The 15,000-nt window shown below is 51.0% G+C and carries 13 protein-coding genes, 5 tRNA genes and 2 rRNA genes (1 of these 20 only partly in view); 19 read left to right on the top strand and 1 reads right to left on the bottom strand.

Annotation, left to right across the window (positions count from 1 at the left end; translation table 11 throughout):
• Positions 1-1,028, top strand: a 23S ribosomal RNA gene (locus ACJJIZ_RS00100) (it extends 1,854 nt beyond the left edge of the window).
• Between the two features lie 203 nt (positions 1,029-1,231).
• Positions 1,232-1,347, top strand: a 5S ribosomal RNA gene (rrf, locus tag ACJJIZ_RS00095).
• Between the two features lie 774 nt (positions 1,348-2,121).
• On the opposite strand, the gene ACJJIZ_RS00090 is transcribed toward rrf, so the two are convergent.
• On the bottom strand, positions 2,122-3,081 hold the full coding sequence (locus ACJJIZ_RS00090; RefSeq protein ID WP_444906491.1) for a hypothetical protein: 960 nt from the start codon (positions 3,079-3,081) through the stop codon (positions 2,122-2,124).
• Positions 3,082-3,235: 154 nt separating this feature from the next.
• Between ACJJIZ_RS00090 and ACJJIZ_RS00085 the strand changes: the two genes are divergently transcribed.
• The 17 genes from ACJJIZ_RS00085 (at position 3,236) to rplA (ending at position 14,731) form a co-directional block, all read left to right on the top strand.
• Positions 3,236-4,684 (top strand): alpha/beta fold hydrolase, encoded by a 1,449-nt coding sequence (locus ACJJIZ_RS00085; protein WP_444914837.1) that lies wholly within the window; start codon positions 3,236-3,238, stop codon positions 4,682-4,684.
• Positions 4,681-5,418, top strand: a complete 738-nt coding sequence (locus ACJJIZ_RS00080; RefSeq protein WP_444914836.1) for an ABC transporter ATP-binding protein — start codon at positions 4,681-4,683, stop codon at positions 5,416-5,418. Before ACJJIZ_RS00085 ends, ACJJIZ_RS00080 begins: the two co-directional genes overlap by 4 nt.
• On the top strand, positions 5,415-6,605 hold the full coding sequence (locus ACJJIZ_RS00075; protein WP_282934410.1) for an ABC transporter permease: 1,191 nt from the start codon (positions 5,415-5,417) through the stop codon (positions 6,603-6,605). The genes ACJJIZ_RS00080 and ACJJIZ_RS00075 overlap by 4 nt, the downstream gene beginning before the upstream one ends.
• A gap of 27 nt (positions 6,606-6,632) precedes the next feature.
• The gene (gene alr, locus ACJJIZ_RS00070) at positions 6,633-7,745 is read left to right on the top strand and encodes an alanine racemase (RefSeq protein ID WP_444914835.1); all 1,113 of its coding nucleotides are present in this window, start codon (positions 6,633-6,635) and stop codon (positions 7,743-7,745) included.
• 5 nt (positions 7,746-7,750) lie between these two features.
• The gene (gene birA / locus ACJJIZ_RS00065) at positions 7,751-8,752 is read left to right on the top strand and encodes a bifunctional biotin--[acetyl-CoA-carboxylase] ligase/biotin operon repressor BirA (protein ID WP_444914834.1); all 1,002 of its coding nucleotides are present in this window, start codon (positions 7,751-7,753) and stop codon (positions 8,750-8,752) included.
• Positions 8,749-9,486 carry a type III pantothenate kinase gene (locus ACJJIZ_RS00060; RefSeq protein WP_444906487.1) on the top strand — a complete coding sequence of 246 codons (738 nt, stop codon included), beginning with the start codon at positions 8,749-8,751 and terminating at the stop codon, positions 9,484-9,486. Before birA ends, ACJJIZ_RS00060 begins: the two co-directional genes overlap by 4 nt.
• A gap of 14 nt (positions 9,487-9,500) precedes the next feature.
• A complete protein-coding gene (locus ACJJIZ_RS00055) occupies positions 9,501-10,190 on the top strand; it encodes an SPOR domain-containing protein (RefSeq protein WP_444914833.1) in 690 nt (229 codons plus the stop codon).
• 192 nt (positions 10,191-10,382) lie between these two features.
• Positions 10,383-10,458: transfer RNA gene (locus ACJJIZ_RS00050), tRNA-Thr, on the top strand.
• A gap of 108 nt (positions 10,459-10,566) precedes the next feature.
• A tRNA-Tyr gene (locus tag ACJJIZ_RS00045) sits at positions 10,567-10,650 on the top strand.
• Between the two features lie 56 nt (positions 10,651-10,706).
• Positions 10,707-10,780: transfer RNA gene (locus ACJJIZ_RS00040), tRNA-Gly, on the top strand.
• Between the two features lie 69 nt (positions 10,781-10,849).
• Positions 10,850-10,924: transfer RNA gene (locus tag ACJJIZ_RS00035), tRNA-Thr, on the top strand.
• 129 nt (positions 10,925-11,053) lie between these two features.
• Positions 11,054-12,247 carry an elongation factor Tu gene (tuf, locus tag ACJJIZ_RS00030; protein WP_108731642.1) on the top strand — a complete coding sequence of 398 codons (1,194 nt, stop codon included), beginning with the start codon at positions 11,054-11,056 and terminating at the stop codon, positions 12,245-12,247.
• Between the two features lie 97 nt (positions 12,248-12,344).
• A tRNA-Trp gene (locus ACJJIZ_RS00025) sits at positions 12,345-12,420 on the top strand.
• Positions 12,421-12,536: 116 nt separating this feature from the next.
• Entirely contained in the window at positions 12,537-12,905 is a 369-nt protein-coding gene (gene secE / locus ACJJIZ_RS00020) for a preprotein translocase subunit SecE (protein ID WP_108731643.1), read from the top strand.
• Between the two features lie 10 nt (positions 12,906-12,915).
• Positions 12,916-13,449, top strand: coding sequence for a transcription termination/antitermination protein NusG (nusG, locus tag ACJJIZ_RS00015; RefSeq protein ID WP_108731644.1), 534 nt, complete (start codon positions 12,916-12,918; stop codon positions 13,447-13,449).
• A gap of 154 nt (positions 13,450-13,603) precedes the next feature.
• Positions 13,604-14,035 (top strand): 50S ribosomal protein L11, encoded by a 432-nt coding sequence (rplK, locus tag ACJJIZ_RS00010; protein ID WP_108731645.1) that lies wholly within the window; start codon positions 13,604-13,606, stop codon positions 14,033-14,035.
• Positions 14,036-14,731, top strand: coding sequence for a 50S ribosomal protein L1 (gene rplA / locus ACJJIZ_RS00005; RefSeq protein WP_108731646.1), 696 nt, complete (start codon positions 14,036-14,038; stop codon positions 14,729-14,731). It begins immediately after the preceding gene.
• The last annotated feature ends 269 nt before the right edge of the window (positions 14,732-15,000 follow it).

The following is a 15,000-nucleotide window of genomic DNA, read 5'->3' as shown; positions in this document are numbered from 1 at the left end:
AGCTCTTGATCGAAGCCCCGGTAAACGGCGGCCGTAACTATAACGGTCCTAAGGTAGCGAAATTCCTTGTCGGGTAAGTTCCGACCTGCACGAATGGCGTAACGATGGCCACGCTGTCTCCACCAGAGACTCAGTGAAATTGAAATCGCTGTTAAGATGCAGTGTACCCGCGGCTAGACGGAAAGACCCCGTGAACCTTTACTACAGCTTTGCACTGAACTTTGAGCCTATTTGTGTAGGATAGGTGGGAGGCTTTGAAGCAGCGACGCTAGTTGTTGTGGAGCCGTCCTTGAAATACCACCCTGGTATGTTTGAGGTTCTAACTCTGGTCCGTTATCCGGATCGAGGACAGTGTATGGTGGGTAGTTTGACTGGGGCGGTCTCCTCCCAAAGAGTAACGGAGGAGTACGAAGGTGCACTCAGCATGGTCGGAAATCATGCAATGAGCATAATGGTATAAGTGCGCTTGACTGCGAGACAGACATGTCGAGCAGGTACGAAAGTAGGTCATAGTGATCCGGTGGTTCTGTATGGAAGGGCCATCGCTCAACGGATAAAAGGTACTCCGGGGATAACAGGCTGATACCGCCCAAGAGTTCACATCGACGGCGGTGTTTGGCACCTCGATGTCGGCTCATCACATCCTGGGGCTGAAGCCGGTCCCAAGGGTATGGCTGTTCGCCATTTAAAGTGGTACGCGAGCTGGGTTTAGAACGTCGTGAGACAGTTCGGTCCCTATCTGCCGTGGGCGTTGGAGATTTGAGAAGAGTTGCTCCTAGTACGAGAGGACCGGAGTGAACGAACCTCTGGTGTTCCGGTTGTCACGCCAGTGGCATTGCCGGGTAGCTATGTTCGGACGGGATAACCGCTGAAAGCATCTAAGCGGGAAGCCTCCTTCAAGATAAGATCTCCCTGAGGCCTTGAGCCTCCTGAAGGGCCGTGGAAGACTACCACGTTGATAGGCTGGGTGTGGAAGCGTTGTGAGGCGTTGAGCTAACCAGTACTAATTGCCCGTGCGGCTTGACCATACAACAGAGATGGTTACTAACGACTAGCTAAGCTAGCGGATTGTGAGTTAGAGACATACGATCGCTTGCGGTGTATTACTACAGATTGTTTTACCGACTTATTTGGGGTTATCGCCGGTCAATAACATGACCGAGGCAAACAGCGATAACGCGGCAGGCCAAGCACTTTGCTTATAAGACCAACGCCAACCCAAGCCAGTTTGCCTGACGACAATAGAGTTGTGGAACCACCTGATCCCTTGCCGAACTCAGAAGTGAAACGCAACATCGCCGATGGTAGTGTGGGGCTTCCCCATGTGAGAGTAGGTCATCGTCAGGCTTCTAATCCGAAAAGGGCCACCCAATAGGGTGGCCCTTTTTTTATGACTGAAAAATATTTTAAAAAAACAAAAACAAAAACAAAAACAAAAAAACTAAGAAAGGGAAGGAAGAAAGGGGAAGCAGGAATTACTTAGTCGAAATTAAATAGAAAAAATAAAATAGTTCTGAAAACTTTAATGCTCAACCTTCTATTTAAAAGTCCGTCAGTAAATAAAAAAGAAAAAGCTAAAATTATCAAAGTGCCTTAAAAAGCCTATAAAAATAGCTCTTTACCGTTCTTCTCTCCAAACGCCTTTACACTCACTCAAAAAATAATCCAACAAAAATAACTCGCGTAAAACTCAGAAAAGTACCCATACCACTCCCGCCAAAAATTAAAATTAGCCCATAAAAATATCGGTGATTTTTTAGTCTCTGCAGTAATCCCCTGTAACCACGGGGCCTGTAGCCCGTTTATTAAAGTTATACACAACTCTATCCAGACTTTCTGTTAGTAACACCTGGCTGTGGAAATCCGCGCAAAAAGTGCTGCTTTTTTACCCGCCTTCAATAGAGCCAAGCAATCACGGGGCTGGCCGGGGATATCCCGGAGTTATACACAGCTCTATCCATGGTTTCTGTTGGTAACAAAGACGCCATAAAACGGACATCAGTTATTAACAGTGTTATGAGCGATAAATCTGTGGATTACTGCGGCTGATTGGTACGCCAGTATGTGAGAGAAGAAAAATTTGGGGATAAAAAAAGCCCCACCAGGTGGGGCTTGGGTGGGCTAGTAAGCAAAGGCGTTATCTGGAACGAGGTCAAAGTTCATATCATTCAAACTGAGGTCTTCTAGTGGAACCAGCTCGGCAGGGAGAGCAAAGCGTCGTGCGGCATTGTTCTGGTGCCAATCCAATACTTCAATGTCTGCTGACTCTTCTTGCTGTAGGTCTTGTAAAAAGGTCTTCAGCTCAGTGGTGCTCGCAGTAATTAGCGACTGGTAGTCGTAGGTTCCCAGTAGTTTAACGAAGCGGTATTCATCTGTGGCATCTTCAATACGCAGCCAGGCCTGCCCATTGGAATTACCATCCTCGCCGAGAATAACCGGGCCGTGATCATCGTCGAACACTGGAACGAGCTGATAATCGGGAACAGGTAGTATTGTCCCAACCCAAACCCAACCAGAGAGGCTGGTGCGGCTTAATTGCCATTCACAGAGCCATACCGTCTGATCATCGTCTATGCGAAATTCCCGGTACTCCCTTTGGCTTAAATAGTTGTCAAAGCTCACTTCGGCATTGGGGTTATCTTTACGAAAACTATGAAGCTGTTGTGTCATTTCATAGTTTACTTCCCAATGCTTTTTCAAGCGCCACTGCATTGGGTATTGGCCCCACTCAACGATATATTCTTCGTGCTCGCGAACAGTTTCGACTACGCGCCAAAAGGCTCCGTCAATAAGAATGCAGGTATCCCCGAGCTTACAGCCCGGTGCAATGATGCTGCATTCAGGTGAGGCTTCGGATGCACTCACTAAGTGTTCGCTACGCCCTTCAATAACGTCATACCAGGGAAATCCGTGACGCAATGGTGGCGGGAATGCCAATGGCGGCCGACCGCCAAGTAATCGTCGGAAGAGAACCGATTTTTCAATTTCAAGATCAGAAAGTGTATAGCCTTCCTGTTGTGTGATTTGGCCCCAGGCAAAGGCGGCTCGGATTAGGTGTTTTTCTCGGTCTGAAAAGCTCATGGGTGCAATCATGGGCAAGTAAATAAGAAACCATACCACTGTGCAGGGGTGGGCGCTAATGCAAATGCAATTATCTGCCTTTTGTTGGATGACGACACCTTAGGAGCAGTTCGATACACTGGTTGGGATAAATTCGTTGGATAGGGGGTTGGCAGTGGTTTGGATACAGAGGTTTGCGATCTTCGCGATCAGCTTGTTTATAGGGCTATCTCCAGCAGTTGCAGAAGAGAGAGAAGAGAATAACTTCGAGTCCTGCTACCTGGACGGCTGGAGCCATGCTCTGCACTGTACAACGATACCGGTTGGTGGAGGAGAAGCTGCAGTAGATCTAGCGGTAATGATAGCCCCAGCAGTTAATGACATTGGACTGGAGCCACTTTATTTACTGGCCGGTGGCCCCGGTCAGGCAGCCAGTTATCTGACCCCGATTCTAAATGCCTTATATAAAGTCAATCAGAGTAGGGCGATCGTTCTTGTCGATAGGCGCGGCTCGGGTTACTCGGCTGCATTTGACTGTGGGATCGACGGAGAAGTCCATATGGATCTGGAGGCGGTCACCGATCAATTCTCAACTTGCTACCTTGAAAACTCCTCCTTTGCGAAAGCGCTGCATAGCCGTCAAGCGGTTGATGATCTGGAGGAAGTGCGCCTCCAGTTGAGACATAAAAAAATTGCTTTGTGGGGAGGTTCTTGGGGAACTCGTACCGCGCTTCTTTACCAGCAATGGTATCCCGAAAGTTTAAGTGTCCTGATCCTGGATGCCGTAGCCCCGATTGATTCAAAAGTTTTTCTTACTGCGCAAGCTGCTGAAAAGGCGCTGCTAAAATTGGAGAAAGACTGCAGTCAGGATCCGGTGTGCTCCGAATTTGGCGATTGGAGATCTGACCTGGATAGCTTGCTTAGGGACTGGGATGGAAGAGCATCGAACTTCCCGGACCCCCACTCTGGTCGCACAATGGAAACAAGTGTTCCCCGTAGCTTCATACAAAACCTGATAAGGACCGCGCTCTACGCACCTGAAACGGCAGCGCAGTTACCATACGCTATTAGCCAGGCTGAGGAGGGTAATTATTTACCGCTATCGGGGTTGGTTGGACTTTTATCTGATGATGGAAGTATGTCTATGGGGCTCACCTTATCAGTTGCTTGCGCTGAAGAATTAAATCGCACTACAGAGGAAGAGCTGGCTGCAGATATTCGCGATAGCTTTTTAGGTGATGCTTTTTTTGAGATTTTTGCTGAGGGTTGCAAGGTGTGGCCCGTATCTCCTATCACTTACGAAGTCCCGGAAGAAAGAAATCATCCTGTGTTAATTATTTCCGGAGAGGCTGACCCTATTACCCCACATTATTATGCGGAACAAAGCTTGGGGTATCTTTCAGAATTAAAACAGGTAGTGGTTCCAGGTGGTGGACATATCAATAGTATGCGCGGTTGTATACCAAAGCTAATAGATGATTTTCTAAAATCTCCACTTGCTTCTTTAGATAGTGATTGTATTGCGGATATTCAAAGACCACCTTTTATGGCGGGTGCTTTTGGACCTGAAATTGATAAAGCGGTATCCAGTGAGTTGCTATCGAGCCAAGGGGATAACAAATGATTGCTGTTAAATCTATTCACAAGCAATTCTCTGGAAAGAAAGTACTCAAAGACCTGAATTTCAATATACCTGATGGCCAAATAACCGCTTTGCTGGGGGTCAATGGAGCCGGTAAAACTACTTGCCTGAGAATTATAACGGGGTTGGTAAAACCGGATGAAGGTACAGTATTTGTTAGTGGGTTTAATGTGGCCGAAAATCCATTAGAAATAAAGCGGCAATTGGGCGTTGTCGGCGATCGTGAAGGCTTGTATGAACGACTTACTGTAGCGGAGTACTTATCATTTTTTGCCAGTGCGCAGGGATTATTTGGGGCAGAGCTTAAGCGCGCATTGAATTCTGTTCGAGAAGAGCTGGAATTAGAAGATTTGTGGCAACGTCGGACAAAAGGCTTTTCCCAGGGGGAGAGAATGAAAGTGTCGCTGGCGCGGGCACTAGTCCACCGGCCTACGCATTTGATACTCGATGAACCGACGCGCGGGCTTGATGTTCTTGCAGCGAGACTGCTGCGGAAAACACTTCTGCGGTTGCGCTCTGAGGGCGTAGCCATTTTATTTTCCAGCCATATTATGGCTGAAGTTACTGAGTTGTCAGATAGAGTATTGGTGATGGCTAACGGTGCTATTGTCGATAGTGGTACCCCCGATGAGCTTGTAGAACGCACAGGCTGTAAAAACCTGGAAGATAGTTTCGTCACTCTGGCTTACGGGGTTAAAGGGGAGGTGATGGCATGAAATTTTTAAACCTATTATTTACTCCCGCCATGTCTGCTCTTCTGAAGAAGGAGTCTTTAGAGGTTTGGCGTGACCGGCGAGCACTGTATTTATCTTTGCTGTTTGCCATTTCATTTCCCGGAATGATCGCATCGATGACTCTGTTTATGTTTAAGTCCCAAGGGGAGAGGACATTTCAGCTAGCGTTGTTAGGCGGGCAGGATTTACCAGTATTAGAGCAGCAGCTGAGTAAAGGGCGGGTGGAACTGGATAGCCTGTCAGAAGGGGACCCGATAGCTTTACTTGATGAAGGTTACGATGCAGTTGTGAAAATTGATGAAGGTTTTTCTACCGATTATCGCAATTTCCGCAGCCCCAAGGTTTATTTGTATGTTGATAGCTCCGATCGTTTCAGCGGGCAAGGCGCGAGTCATGTTCAACAAAAGCTGGGTGAGCTACAACAGCTCATTGTTCAACAAAGAATGGTCGCTAGGGGAGTCCCACTAAAAACAATAGCACCCTGGCAAGTCCAGGTCAGGGATGTCAGTACCCCGTCTACCCGCAGTGCCTGGATTGTTGGTTCAATACCGACACTCTTGATAATGACGCTGTTTATAGGTTGCCTGTCCTCGTCCATTGATGCCTCTGCCGGTGAGCGGGAGAGAATGAGTTTTGAGGTATTACTGCAACAACCTCTGGCCGCCTGGCAGGTGGTCCTGGCCAAGGTGCTCGCTGTAGCCAGTATCAGTTGGTTATCTTCAATTCTTGCGTTAGTTTCGCTAATGGCTGTTTTTCCATTTTTGCCCTTGGCTGAAATGGGGATACAACATGCAACTACGCTGAGTGGCATGGTTGCTATGGCGCTAGCCCTGCTCCCACTGGCTCTATTGGTTGCCGTACTGCAAATATTGTTAGCGTTGCGTTCCCAGTCATTTAAAGATGCCCAAACTCAATTGAGTATTTTGCAGATTTTACCTGTCACTATGTTGTTAATATTGGATATGTCATCCATAGAGCTAGAGGAGCCTGCCTGGCAGTTGGTCCCGCTGGTCGCGCAACAGCAGTGGTTTAAGGCTCTACTGGTTGGGGATACGGTCTCCATATCACTGATGATCGCTGGCTCACTGGTCAGCCTTTTATTGGTTGTTGGGTGTATATTAGGCGGTGCCCGAGCGCTGCAGCGAGAGAGTCTGCTCGGAGCTACCTAGCTTACTGATTTAGAGAGTTGTACTGGTATGAGTGACTTTCGTGAAGGGTTATTAAGTATCAACCTGAGGTCAATAGCAGATAACTATCAGGATCTGGCTAATCGCTTGAAAGCCGGCGCCCGGTGCGGTGCTGTGGTTAAAGCGGATGCTTACGGCTTGGGAATGGCTCATGTTGCACCAGCGCTATACGCTCAGGGATGCCGCGATTTCTTTGTGGCCACCCAAGTCGAGGGGGAGCGCTTGCGCAGTGACCTCGGCAACGATGTGAATATAGTCATTTTTACCGGTGTCAGGCCTGGTGCTGAACTAGAGTGCGCTCGCGCGGGTTTGATCCCCACATTGTTTACTCTGGATCAATTGAAGAACTGGGTCGAAATCTGCGAGAAAGCTCAGTTAGAGGCCCCTTGCGCCGTAAAAATTGATACCGGCATGACTCGGCTGGGCTTGACCCCGGATGAGTTCGAATTACTGCTCAAGGACCGCCCTCTCTTGGAGTCCGCCGATGTTCGGATGTTCTTCAGTCATCTTGCCTGTGCAGATCAGCCCCAGCATCCGCATAATAAGCTTCAGTTGAACGAGTTTAAGACCGCTGGCGATCGCTTGCGGGAACTGTGCCCGGATATTCAGCTCAGCCTTGCGAACTCATCCGGCATCTTTTTGGGTGAGGACTATCACTTTGATATTGCCCGACCGGGCTCCGCACTATACGGCCTTAACCCTGTCCCTGAGGCTGAAAACCCGATGCGTCCAACGGTGACTTTGGGCTTGCCAATTGTCCAAAAGCGCTATGTCAGTCAGTCCCGGTCTGTGGGGTATGGTGCGACCCAGGAAGTTCCCGGAGATAGTTGGCTTGCGGTAGCTCGGGGTGGATATGCCGATGGCATTATACGAGCCCAAGGGGGGCGGGGGCGCGGATGGGGGCACGGTCGCCCGCTACCAATTGTCGGGCGTATATCAATGGACTCTACCACTTTCGATATTTCGGGTCTCAGCGAAGAGGAGCGGGACTCCCTTCAGTCGATCGAGATTCTCAATGACCAGCTTACGGTGGATGAGGTCGCTGGGTATGCCGGGACTATTGGTTATGAAGTCCTGACGAGCCTCGGGCATCGCTATGGCCGCCATTATGTAAAAGGTTGAACAAATTGCAGGACGTCGCCGTAAAAACACCATTAGAACAGCTTCGCCCGGTGCTGGAGCTGCTGGCGGATGGGGAAATACACTCGGGAGAATCCCTCGGGAATGCGCTTGGTGTCAGCCGAGCCGCTGTTTGGAAACAACTACAAAAGCTCGAGAGCTACGGCCTGACGCTTGAGTCTGCTAAGGGGCGAGGTTATCGCTTGCCGGGAGGTCTCGACTTGCTATCTGAGCAGACTGTTACCAATCAGCTGGATGATTCAGCCCGAGCGCTACTGCGCGAGTTGCGGGTTTTTGATGAGTTGAATTCAACGAACTCCCTGTTACTGGAACGTTTTGAACAAGGTAAGGGGCATGCTGTAGCAATTCTCGCCGAGCGGCAAAGTGCCGGCCGGGGCCGCCGTGGTCGCAACTGGGTCAGCCCCTATGCCACAAGTATCAGCCTCTCAGTGGGCTGGGAGTTTAATGGCGGTGTACAAAGCCTGGAGGGGTTGAGTCTTGCCGTCGGTGTTGCTGTGGCAAAAGCGCTCGAGCGTTTTTCTGTACCGGGCGTGCGCCTGAAGTGGCCAAATGATGTGTGGTGCCAGGGCCGTAAATTGGCCGGTGTATTACTTGAGCTAAAAGGGGATTTAACCGACCGCTGTTCAGTGGTTATCGGTATCGGGTTGAATAATGGTCTCAACGCAAAGACAGCAGAGGAGATTGATCAACCATGGGCAGATCTCCAGCAAGTCCGTCCTGGTATTGGCCGCAGTGAATTAACTGCGGCGATACTCAGCGAGCTGTTACCGATGCTGGAAACTTACCCGGAAGGGGGGTTCGCCACTTACCGGGAATCGTGGTCAACCCTAGACCAGTTTGCCGGGCAGCCAGTTCAGTTGCGGTCAGGTAATTTGAGCTGGGAAGGTGTTGCGGCCGGTGTCGATGAAAAAGGAGCCTTGTTACTCGACACTGATAAAGGGCAAAAGTCATTTCATGGGGGGGAAATCTCGTTGCGGGGGCAGGTGTGATTCTAGAGCTGGATGTCGGCAATACACGGGGTAAGTGGCGCTACCTGGTCGAAGGCGAGGTGATAGCCCGTGGTGATATCGAAACTGGGCAGTTGCGCCAGCAGGTTTTGCCTGAGGGTTGGGCAGACTTAACCCCCTACCGTTTTCGGGTAGTGAATGTCGCCGGTCCCGTTGTTGCTGAATTCTTGAGTCAGGTGGCCCGAGACCTGTTCACACTGGAGGCTGAATTCTCTGCAGTGGCACCTCAATGTGCCGGCGTTATCTGTGGGTATGAAGACCACTCCGCCCTGGGGGTGGATCGGTGGCTGGCAATGTTGGCGGCCTACCAGCAATCTCCCCGAGCATCATTAATTGTGGATTGCGGCAGTGCGGTCACCTTAGATTTGCTGGACAATAGCGGGCGCCACATTGGGGGATATATCGTTCCCGGTTTCGGATTGATGAATCGCGTTCTCAGTGTCGATACCCATGCAGCAAAGAGTCGTGAGGCACTGGCCCTGACAAAAACATTGGGCGCGGGACGCAATACCAATGAGGCGATAAACCGTGGCCTCTTGCTGATGGTGTTGGGTGCGGTTGATCGAGCAATGGAAGAATTGCAGGTCCACTCCGGTTCCCTCCCTTTATTGTGGTTAACCGGTGGAGATGCGCAGTTGCTCTCCGCAGTTTACCAGCACGAACATCGCCTGGTTCCTGATTTGGTGATGGATGGGTTGGCCCTTAGTAATCCATAAAAATTTACTCTGTTATGCGCTGGATAGCCCTTTCTTTAGTTGCCCTGAACGCTGTGCTTTTTGCCTGGTATATGTTGGTAGCGCCATCTCCGCAGTTAAGTAGCGGCAAGAGCCCGATCCCTCACGAGTCGGAGGGAAAGAAAATTACCCTCGTTAGCGAAATATCCCCTGAAGAGCTGCCTGCTCCAGAGAAGGCTGGGGCACTGAGTAAGGAGTCCTTTGAGGTTGAGCAGCATTGTACGCTGTTGGGGCCTTTCGCGGAGGAGTACCAGGGCGAGGATCTCTTGCAGCGAATCCGGTCCCTTCAGGTTAAAGCCGAACTGCGTGATATAGAAATGCAGGGGCAGATGCGCTACTGGGTATATCTGCCGCCACTGAGTTCGAGGCGGGAGGCCTATAACCGCTTGCGTGAACTACAGTCTCAGGGGATCGACAGCTATGTCATTCCCAAAGGCGCATTGGAAAATGGCATTTCATTTGGGATTTTCAGTGAGCGAGCCCGAGCTGAGTCCCATACCGCCGTTTTGAAGGAGAGGGGGGTTGCCGCGCAGTTCAAGGAGGAGCCGCAAACCTATATGGAGCGGTGGATAGTTATGCCCCCTGGCAGCACAGAAAGTCTTGCAGAAGAATTTTGGCGACAACTGCAAAGTGAATACCCGGATCTGGATCGGCGCCCAAATCTTTGTTCTGAAGTACTTGGCTAACAAAAAAGCAGATTTATCAGAAAATCATCAGGTGGCGTCTCGAATCGCTGTTTTTTTCAACAAGTTGGAATAGGCGACATAAAAAATATGATTTATCTGCAAAAAGGGTGTTGCGTGTCGAGATAAGTTCCCATAGAATCCCGCCTCCATTGACGAGGGTGACTTAACAACTTCGGCAATGAACGGGATAGGGCTGGCGTAGCTCAGTTGGTAGAGCAGCTGACTTGTAATCAGCCGGTCGGGGGTTCGACTCCTCTCGCCAGCTCCATTTTCATCCCGTTGCTGTCAAAATTAGGTTTCGCTGCTAAGTATGTGAAATTTAAAGAAAAATTGTTGACAGCGCAGCGAGATGTGTAGACAATGCACACCGCTTTGAGCAGGGGTTCCCGAGTGGCCAAAGGGATCAGACTGTAAATCTGACGCGAAAGCTTCGGTGGTTCGAATCCACCCCCCTGCACCATATTACACCTTAGGGTGTTGCGCGAAATCGAATGGTTTCGCATGGAGGTCCCGAAAGCGGGCATAGTTCAATGGTAGAACCTCAGCCTTCCAAGCTGATGATGCGGGTTCGATCCCCGCTGCCCGCTCCAAGTTTTGGGGTTGGCTGGAATGCTCTCCAGGGTGCAACATTTTAAGATGCCGTTATCGGCAAGGTTTTAGCTCATGTAGCTCAGGGGTAGAGCACACCCTTGGTAAGGGTGAGGTCGGCGGTTCAAATCCGCCCATGAGCTCCATTTTATATGACCGCAAGGGTGAAAGCTCTTGCGGTTGTTTGTGTCCGGGGTCGGATTTTCCGGGTCGGATGTGCATGTTCTGGACGTGGGTGGTGCCGTTATCGGCTCGCCTATATATAGGAGGCTGCAATGGCAAAAGAAAAGTTTGAACGTTCCAAGCCCCACGTGAACGTGGGCACCATCGGTCACGTTGACCACGGTAAAACCACCCTGACCGCTGCTCTGACCCGCGTATGTGCGGAAGTTTGGGGCGGTGACGCTGTTGCTTTCGACGGTATCGACAATGCACCGGAAGAGCGTGAGCGCGGTATCACCATCGCTACTTCTCACGTTGAGTACGAGTCCCCGACTCGCCACTACGCGCACGTAGATTGCCCGGGACACGCCGACTACGTTAAGAACATGATCACCGGTGCTGCTCAGATGGACGGCGCTATCCTGGTATGTTCCGCAGCTGACGGCCCCATGCCGCAGACTCGTGAGCACATCCTGCTTTCCCGTCAGGTAGGTGTACCTTACATCGTTGTATTCCTGAACAAAGCGGACATGGTAGACGACGAAGAGCTGCTCGAGCTGGTAGAAATGGAAGTTCGCGAACTTCTGGACCAGTACGAGTTCCCAGGTGACGACACTCCGATCATCGTTGGTTCCGCTCTGATGGCCCTGAACGGCGAAGACGACAACGAAATGGGTACTACCGCTGTTAAGAAGCTGGTAGAGACTCTGGACGAGTACATCCCTGAGCCAGAGCGCGCTGTAGATCAGCCGTTCCTGATGCCGATCGAAGACGTATTCTCTATCTCTGGCCGTGGTACTGTTGTAACTGGTCGTGTAGAGCGCGGTGTGATCAACACTGGCGACGAGATCGAAATCGTTGGTATCAAAGAAACCACCACTACTACCTGTACTGGTGTTGAAATGTTCCGCAAGCTGCTCGACGAAGGTCGTGCTGGTGAGAACATCGGCGCACTGCTGCGCGGCACCAAGCGTGACGAAGTAGAGCGTGGTCAGGTACTGGCTAAGCCGGGCTCCATCACTCCGCACACCAAGTTCGAAGCGGAAGTGTATGTACTGTCCAAGGACGAAGGTGGTCGTCACACCCCGTTCTTCAAAGGCTACCGTCCTCAGTTCTACTTCCGTACTACCGACGTAACTGGTGCGGTAGAGCTGCCGGAAGGCACTGAAATGGTAATGCCGGGCGACAACATTCAAATGGTTGTTACCCTGATCGCTCCGATCGCCATGGAAGACGGCCTGCGCTTCGCTATCCGCGAAGGTGGTCGTACCGTAGGTGCGGGCGTTGTTGCTAAGATCATTGAGTAATCTTTGATTTCTGCATCACAATATCCTATGTGGTGCACCAGGTGGGAGAGTTCCTGTAGCTCTCTCATCTTTGAGTGCGAAAGTGCTCACACTGTACAGGCCAGTAGTTCAATTGGTAGAGCACCGGTCTCCAAAACCGGGTGTTGGGGGTTCGAGTCCCTCCTGGCCTGCCATTTTTAATCACTCCGCTTAGATAAGCTTAGGGGTGTCGCAAAACCCTACTTGTCAGTGGGGCTTTTGTGTTTATGAGCGCTAAAAGATTATCTATAGTGCGCTAAGGGCTTCTTATATGAATGCTAAAACAGAAGCGAAAACCTTTCGTCTTGACGGTCTGAAGTGGTTGTTAATAGTGCTGCTGGTGGGCGGTGCTGTTGCAGGCAATTCATATTACGCCGAATTCCCTTTGTTTTACCGAGTGTTGGCAGTAACTGCCATCTGTCTGGTAGCTCTGGTTGTGGCTGTAAATACCGCCAAAGGCAATGCGTTGTGGCAACTGTTGCGCGAAGCGCAAACTGAAGTCAGGCGTGTGGTTTGGCCGACCCGCCAAGAAGCAACCCAGACCACAGCGATTGTGGTTGTTTTCGTGTTGATTATGGCGCTTATCTTGTGGGCGCTTGATTCGGCTCTGGGTTGGGCGGCTTCCAAATTTATCGGCTAAAGGTTGATACATGTCAAAGAATTGGTATGTGGTCCAGGCTTACTCGGGCTATGAGAAGCGTGTCGCCAGCTCCCTGAAAGAGCGCATTGAGCTGAACGAAATGGACCACCTGTTTGGTGAAGTCCTGGTTCCCACGGAAGAAGTGGTTGAGATGCGCGCAGGGCAAAAGCGCAAGAGTGAACGCAAGTTTTTCCCGGGCTATGTCCTGGTAGAAATGGAATTGAATGACGATACCTGGCACTTGGTGAAAGAAACTCCCCGAGTACTGGGTTTTATCGGCGGTAAGGCGGATAAGCCAGCCCCGATTACTGACCGCGAAGCGCAGGCTATCCTGAATCGCATTGACGATTCCGCCGATAAGCCCAAGCCCAAGACTCTGTTTGAGCCCGGTGAAATGGTTCGAGTTATCGACGGTCCGTTTAATGATTTCAACGGTGTGGTTGAAGAGGTTAACTACGAGAAGAGTCGCTTGCGAGTGGCTGTGTTGATCTTCGGGCGTTCCACCCCGGTTGAACTGGAGTTCAGTCAGGTAGAGAAGACCTGATTCCAGTATAAATTTTTTGCCCCCTTTCGCCGCGAGGTGGAAGGGGGTTTTCGCGTCCCCGAAAAATGAGTTTTCATTTCGGGGTTCGGGGAGCTTGCCCTTAAACCTTATGGCTGAGTGGCGGGCGTTAATACCCAACTAGAGGAGAGCTGTAATGGCTAAGAAAGTAGAAGCTTATATCAAGCTGCAAGTTAAGGCCGGTCAGGCCAACCCGAGTCCGCCCGTTGGTCCCGCACTGGGTCAGCACGGTGTGAACATCATGGAATTCTGTAAGGCGTTCAACGCCCAGACCCAGAGCCTCGAGCCAGGTCTGCCAGTTCCAGTTGTAATCTCTGTATACAACGACCGCTCCTTCACCTTCATCATGAAGTCGCCGCCCGCCGCTGTACTGCTGCGCAAGGCTGCCAAGATCAAGAGCGGTTCCGGTCGTCCGAACACTGAGAAAGTGGGTAAAGTAACCCGCGCTCAGCTGGAAGAGATCGTAGAAATGAAGAAAGCAGACCTGACTGCATCCGACTTGGACGCGGCCGTGCGCACTATCGCTGGTTCCGCTCGCAGCGCCGGTATCGAAGTGGAGGGTCTCTAAGTGGCTAAATTGAGCAAGCGTCAGCGCGTAATCGCTGAGAAGGTTGAAGCTGGTAAGGCTTACGGTATCGAAGAAGCCGTAGCTCTGCTGAAAGAGCTGTCCAACGTTAAGTTTGCAGAAACTGTAGACGCTTCTGTAAACCTGGGCATCGACCCACGTAAATCCGACCAGGCTGTTCGCGGTGCAACTACTCTGCCGCACGGTACTGGTAAAGAAGTTCGCGTAGCTGTTTTCACCCAGGGTGCTAACGCTGACGCCGCTAAAGAAGCGGGCGCTGACTTGATCGGTATGGACGAGCTGGCTGCCGACGTTAAAGCAGGCAAGATGGACTTCGACGTAGTAATCGCTTCCCCCGATGCGATGCGCGTTGTAGGTCAGCTGGGTCAAATCCTCGGCCCGCGCGGCCTGATGCCGAACCCGAAGACTGGCACCGTAACTCCAGACGTTGCTACTGCGGTTAAAAATGCCAAAGCGGGTCAGGTGCGTTTCCGCGCTGACAAAGGCGGCATTATCCACGGTGGTATCGGTAAAGTTGCTTTCGATGCGAACTCTCTGAAAGAGAACCTGGAAGCTCTGGTTGCCGACCTGAAGAAAGCCAAGCCGGCTTCTGCAAAAGGTGTATATCTGAAGAAGATCACCCTGAGCACCACTATGGGCCCGGGTCTGGTTATCGATCAGTCTTCCCTGAACATCTAAATATCACTGCGGGGTGTGATCACCTCTCAGTAAATCGAACTTTGGGGTCCACCTGAATGCTTCGGCACAAGGTGGGCCGTCAAAGACCGTAGGTGTCAGGTGCGTTGAGGTTTAACGTGCCTGGCTTAATCCGAACTTCGGCCAGGTTGGCCATTGCGAGGTTCGAGCCTACGCAGACGGTGTCGCCCAAACCAGTATTTTTACTGGATTTGAGCTTTATGCACCGGAACGGATCGGACGTTTAAGTCCGGTTTTTTTCAAATCCAGGA

The sequence above is a fragment of the Microbulbifer maximicatervae (SeqCode) genome (assembly GCF_052467225.1).
The sequence above is the reverse complement of the archived record's forward strand: the minus strand, read 5'-3'. Positions and strand labels throughout refer to the sequence as shown.

What these genes read in the sequence shown, in the direction of transcription:
- ACJJIZ_RS00090 (WP_444906491.1), bottom strand. Translation starts at nt 3,081, where the DNA reads ATGAGCTTTTCAGACCGAGAAAAACACCTAATCCGAGCCGCCTTTGCC.
- ACJJIZ_RS00080 (WP_444914836.1), top strand. Translation starts at nt 4,681, where the DNA reads ATGATTGCTGTTAAATCTATTCACAAGCAATTCTCTGGAAAGAAAGTA.
- ACJJIZ_RS00075 (WP_282934410.1), top strand. Translation starts at nt 5,415, where the DNA reads ATGAAATTTTTAAACCTATTATTTACTCCCGCCATGTCTGCTCTTCTG.
- alr (WP_444914835.1), top strand. Translation starts at nt 6,633, where the DNA reads ATGAGTGACTTTCGTGAAGGGTTATTAAGTATCAACCTGAGGTCAATA.
- ACJJIZ_RS00055 (WP_444914833.1), top strand. Translation starts at nt 9,501, where the DNA reads ATGCGCTGGATAGCCCTTTCTTTAGTTGCCCTGAACGCTGTGCTTTTT.
- tuf (WP_108731642.1), top strand. Translation starts at nt 11,054, where the DNA reads ATGGCAAAAGAAAAGTTTGAACGTTCCAAGCCCCACGTGAACGTGGGC.
- secE (WP_108731643.1), top strand. Translation starts at nt 12,537, where the DNA reads ATGAATGCTAAAACAGAAGCGAAAACCTTTCGTCTTGACGGTCTGAAG.
- nusG (WP_108731644.1), top strand. Translation starts at nt 12,916, where the DNA reads ATGTCAAAGAATTGGTATGTGGTCCAGGCTTACTCGGGCTATGAGAAG.
- rplK (WP_108731645.1), top strand. Translation starts at nt 13,604, where the DNA reads ATGGCTAAGAAAGTAGAAGCTTATATCAAGCTGCAAGTTAAGGCCGGT.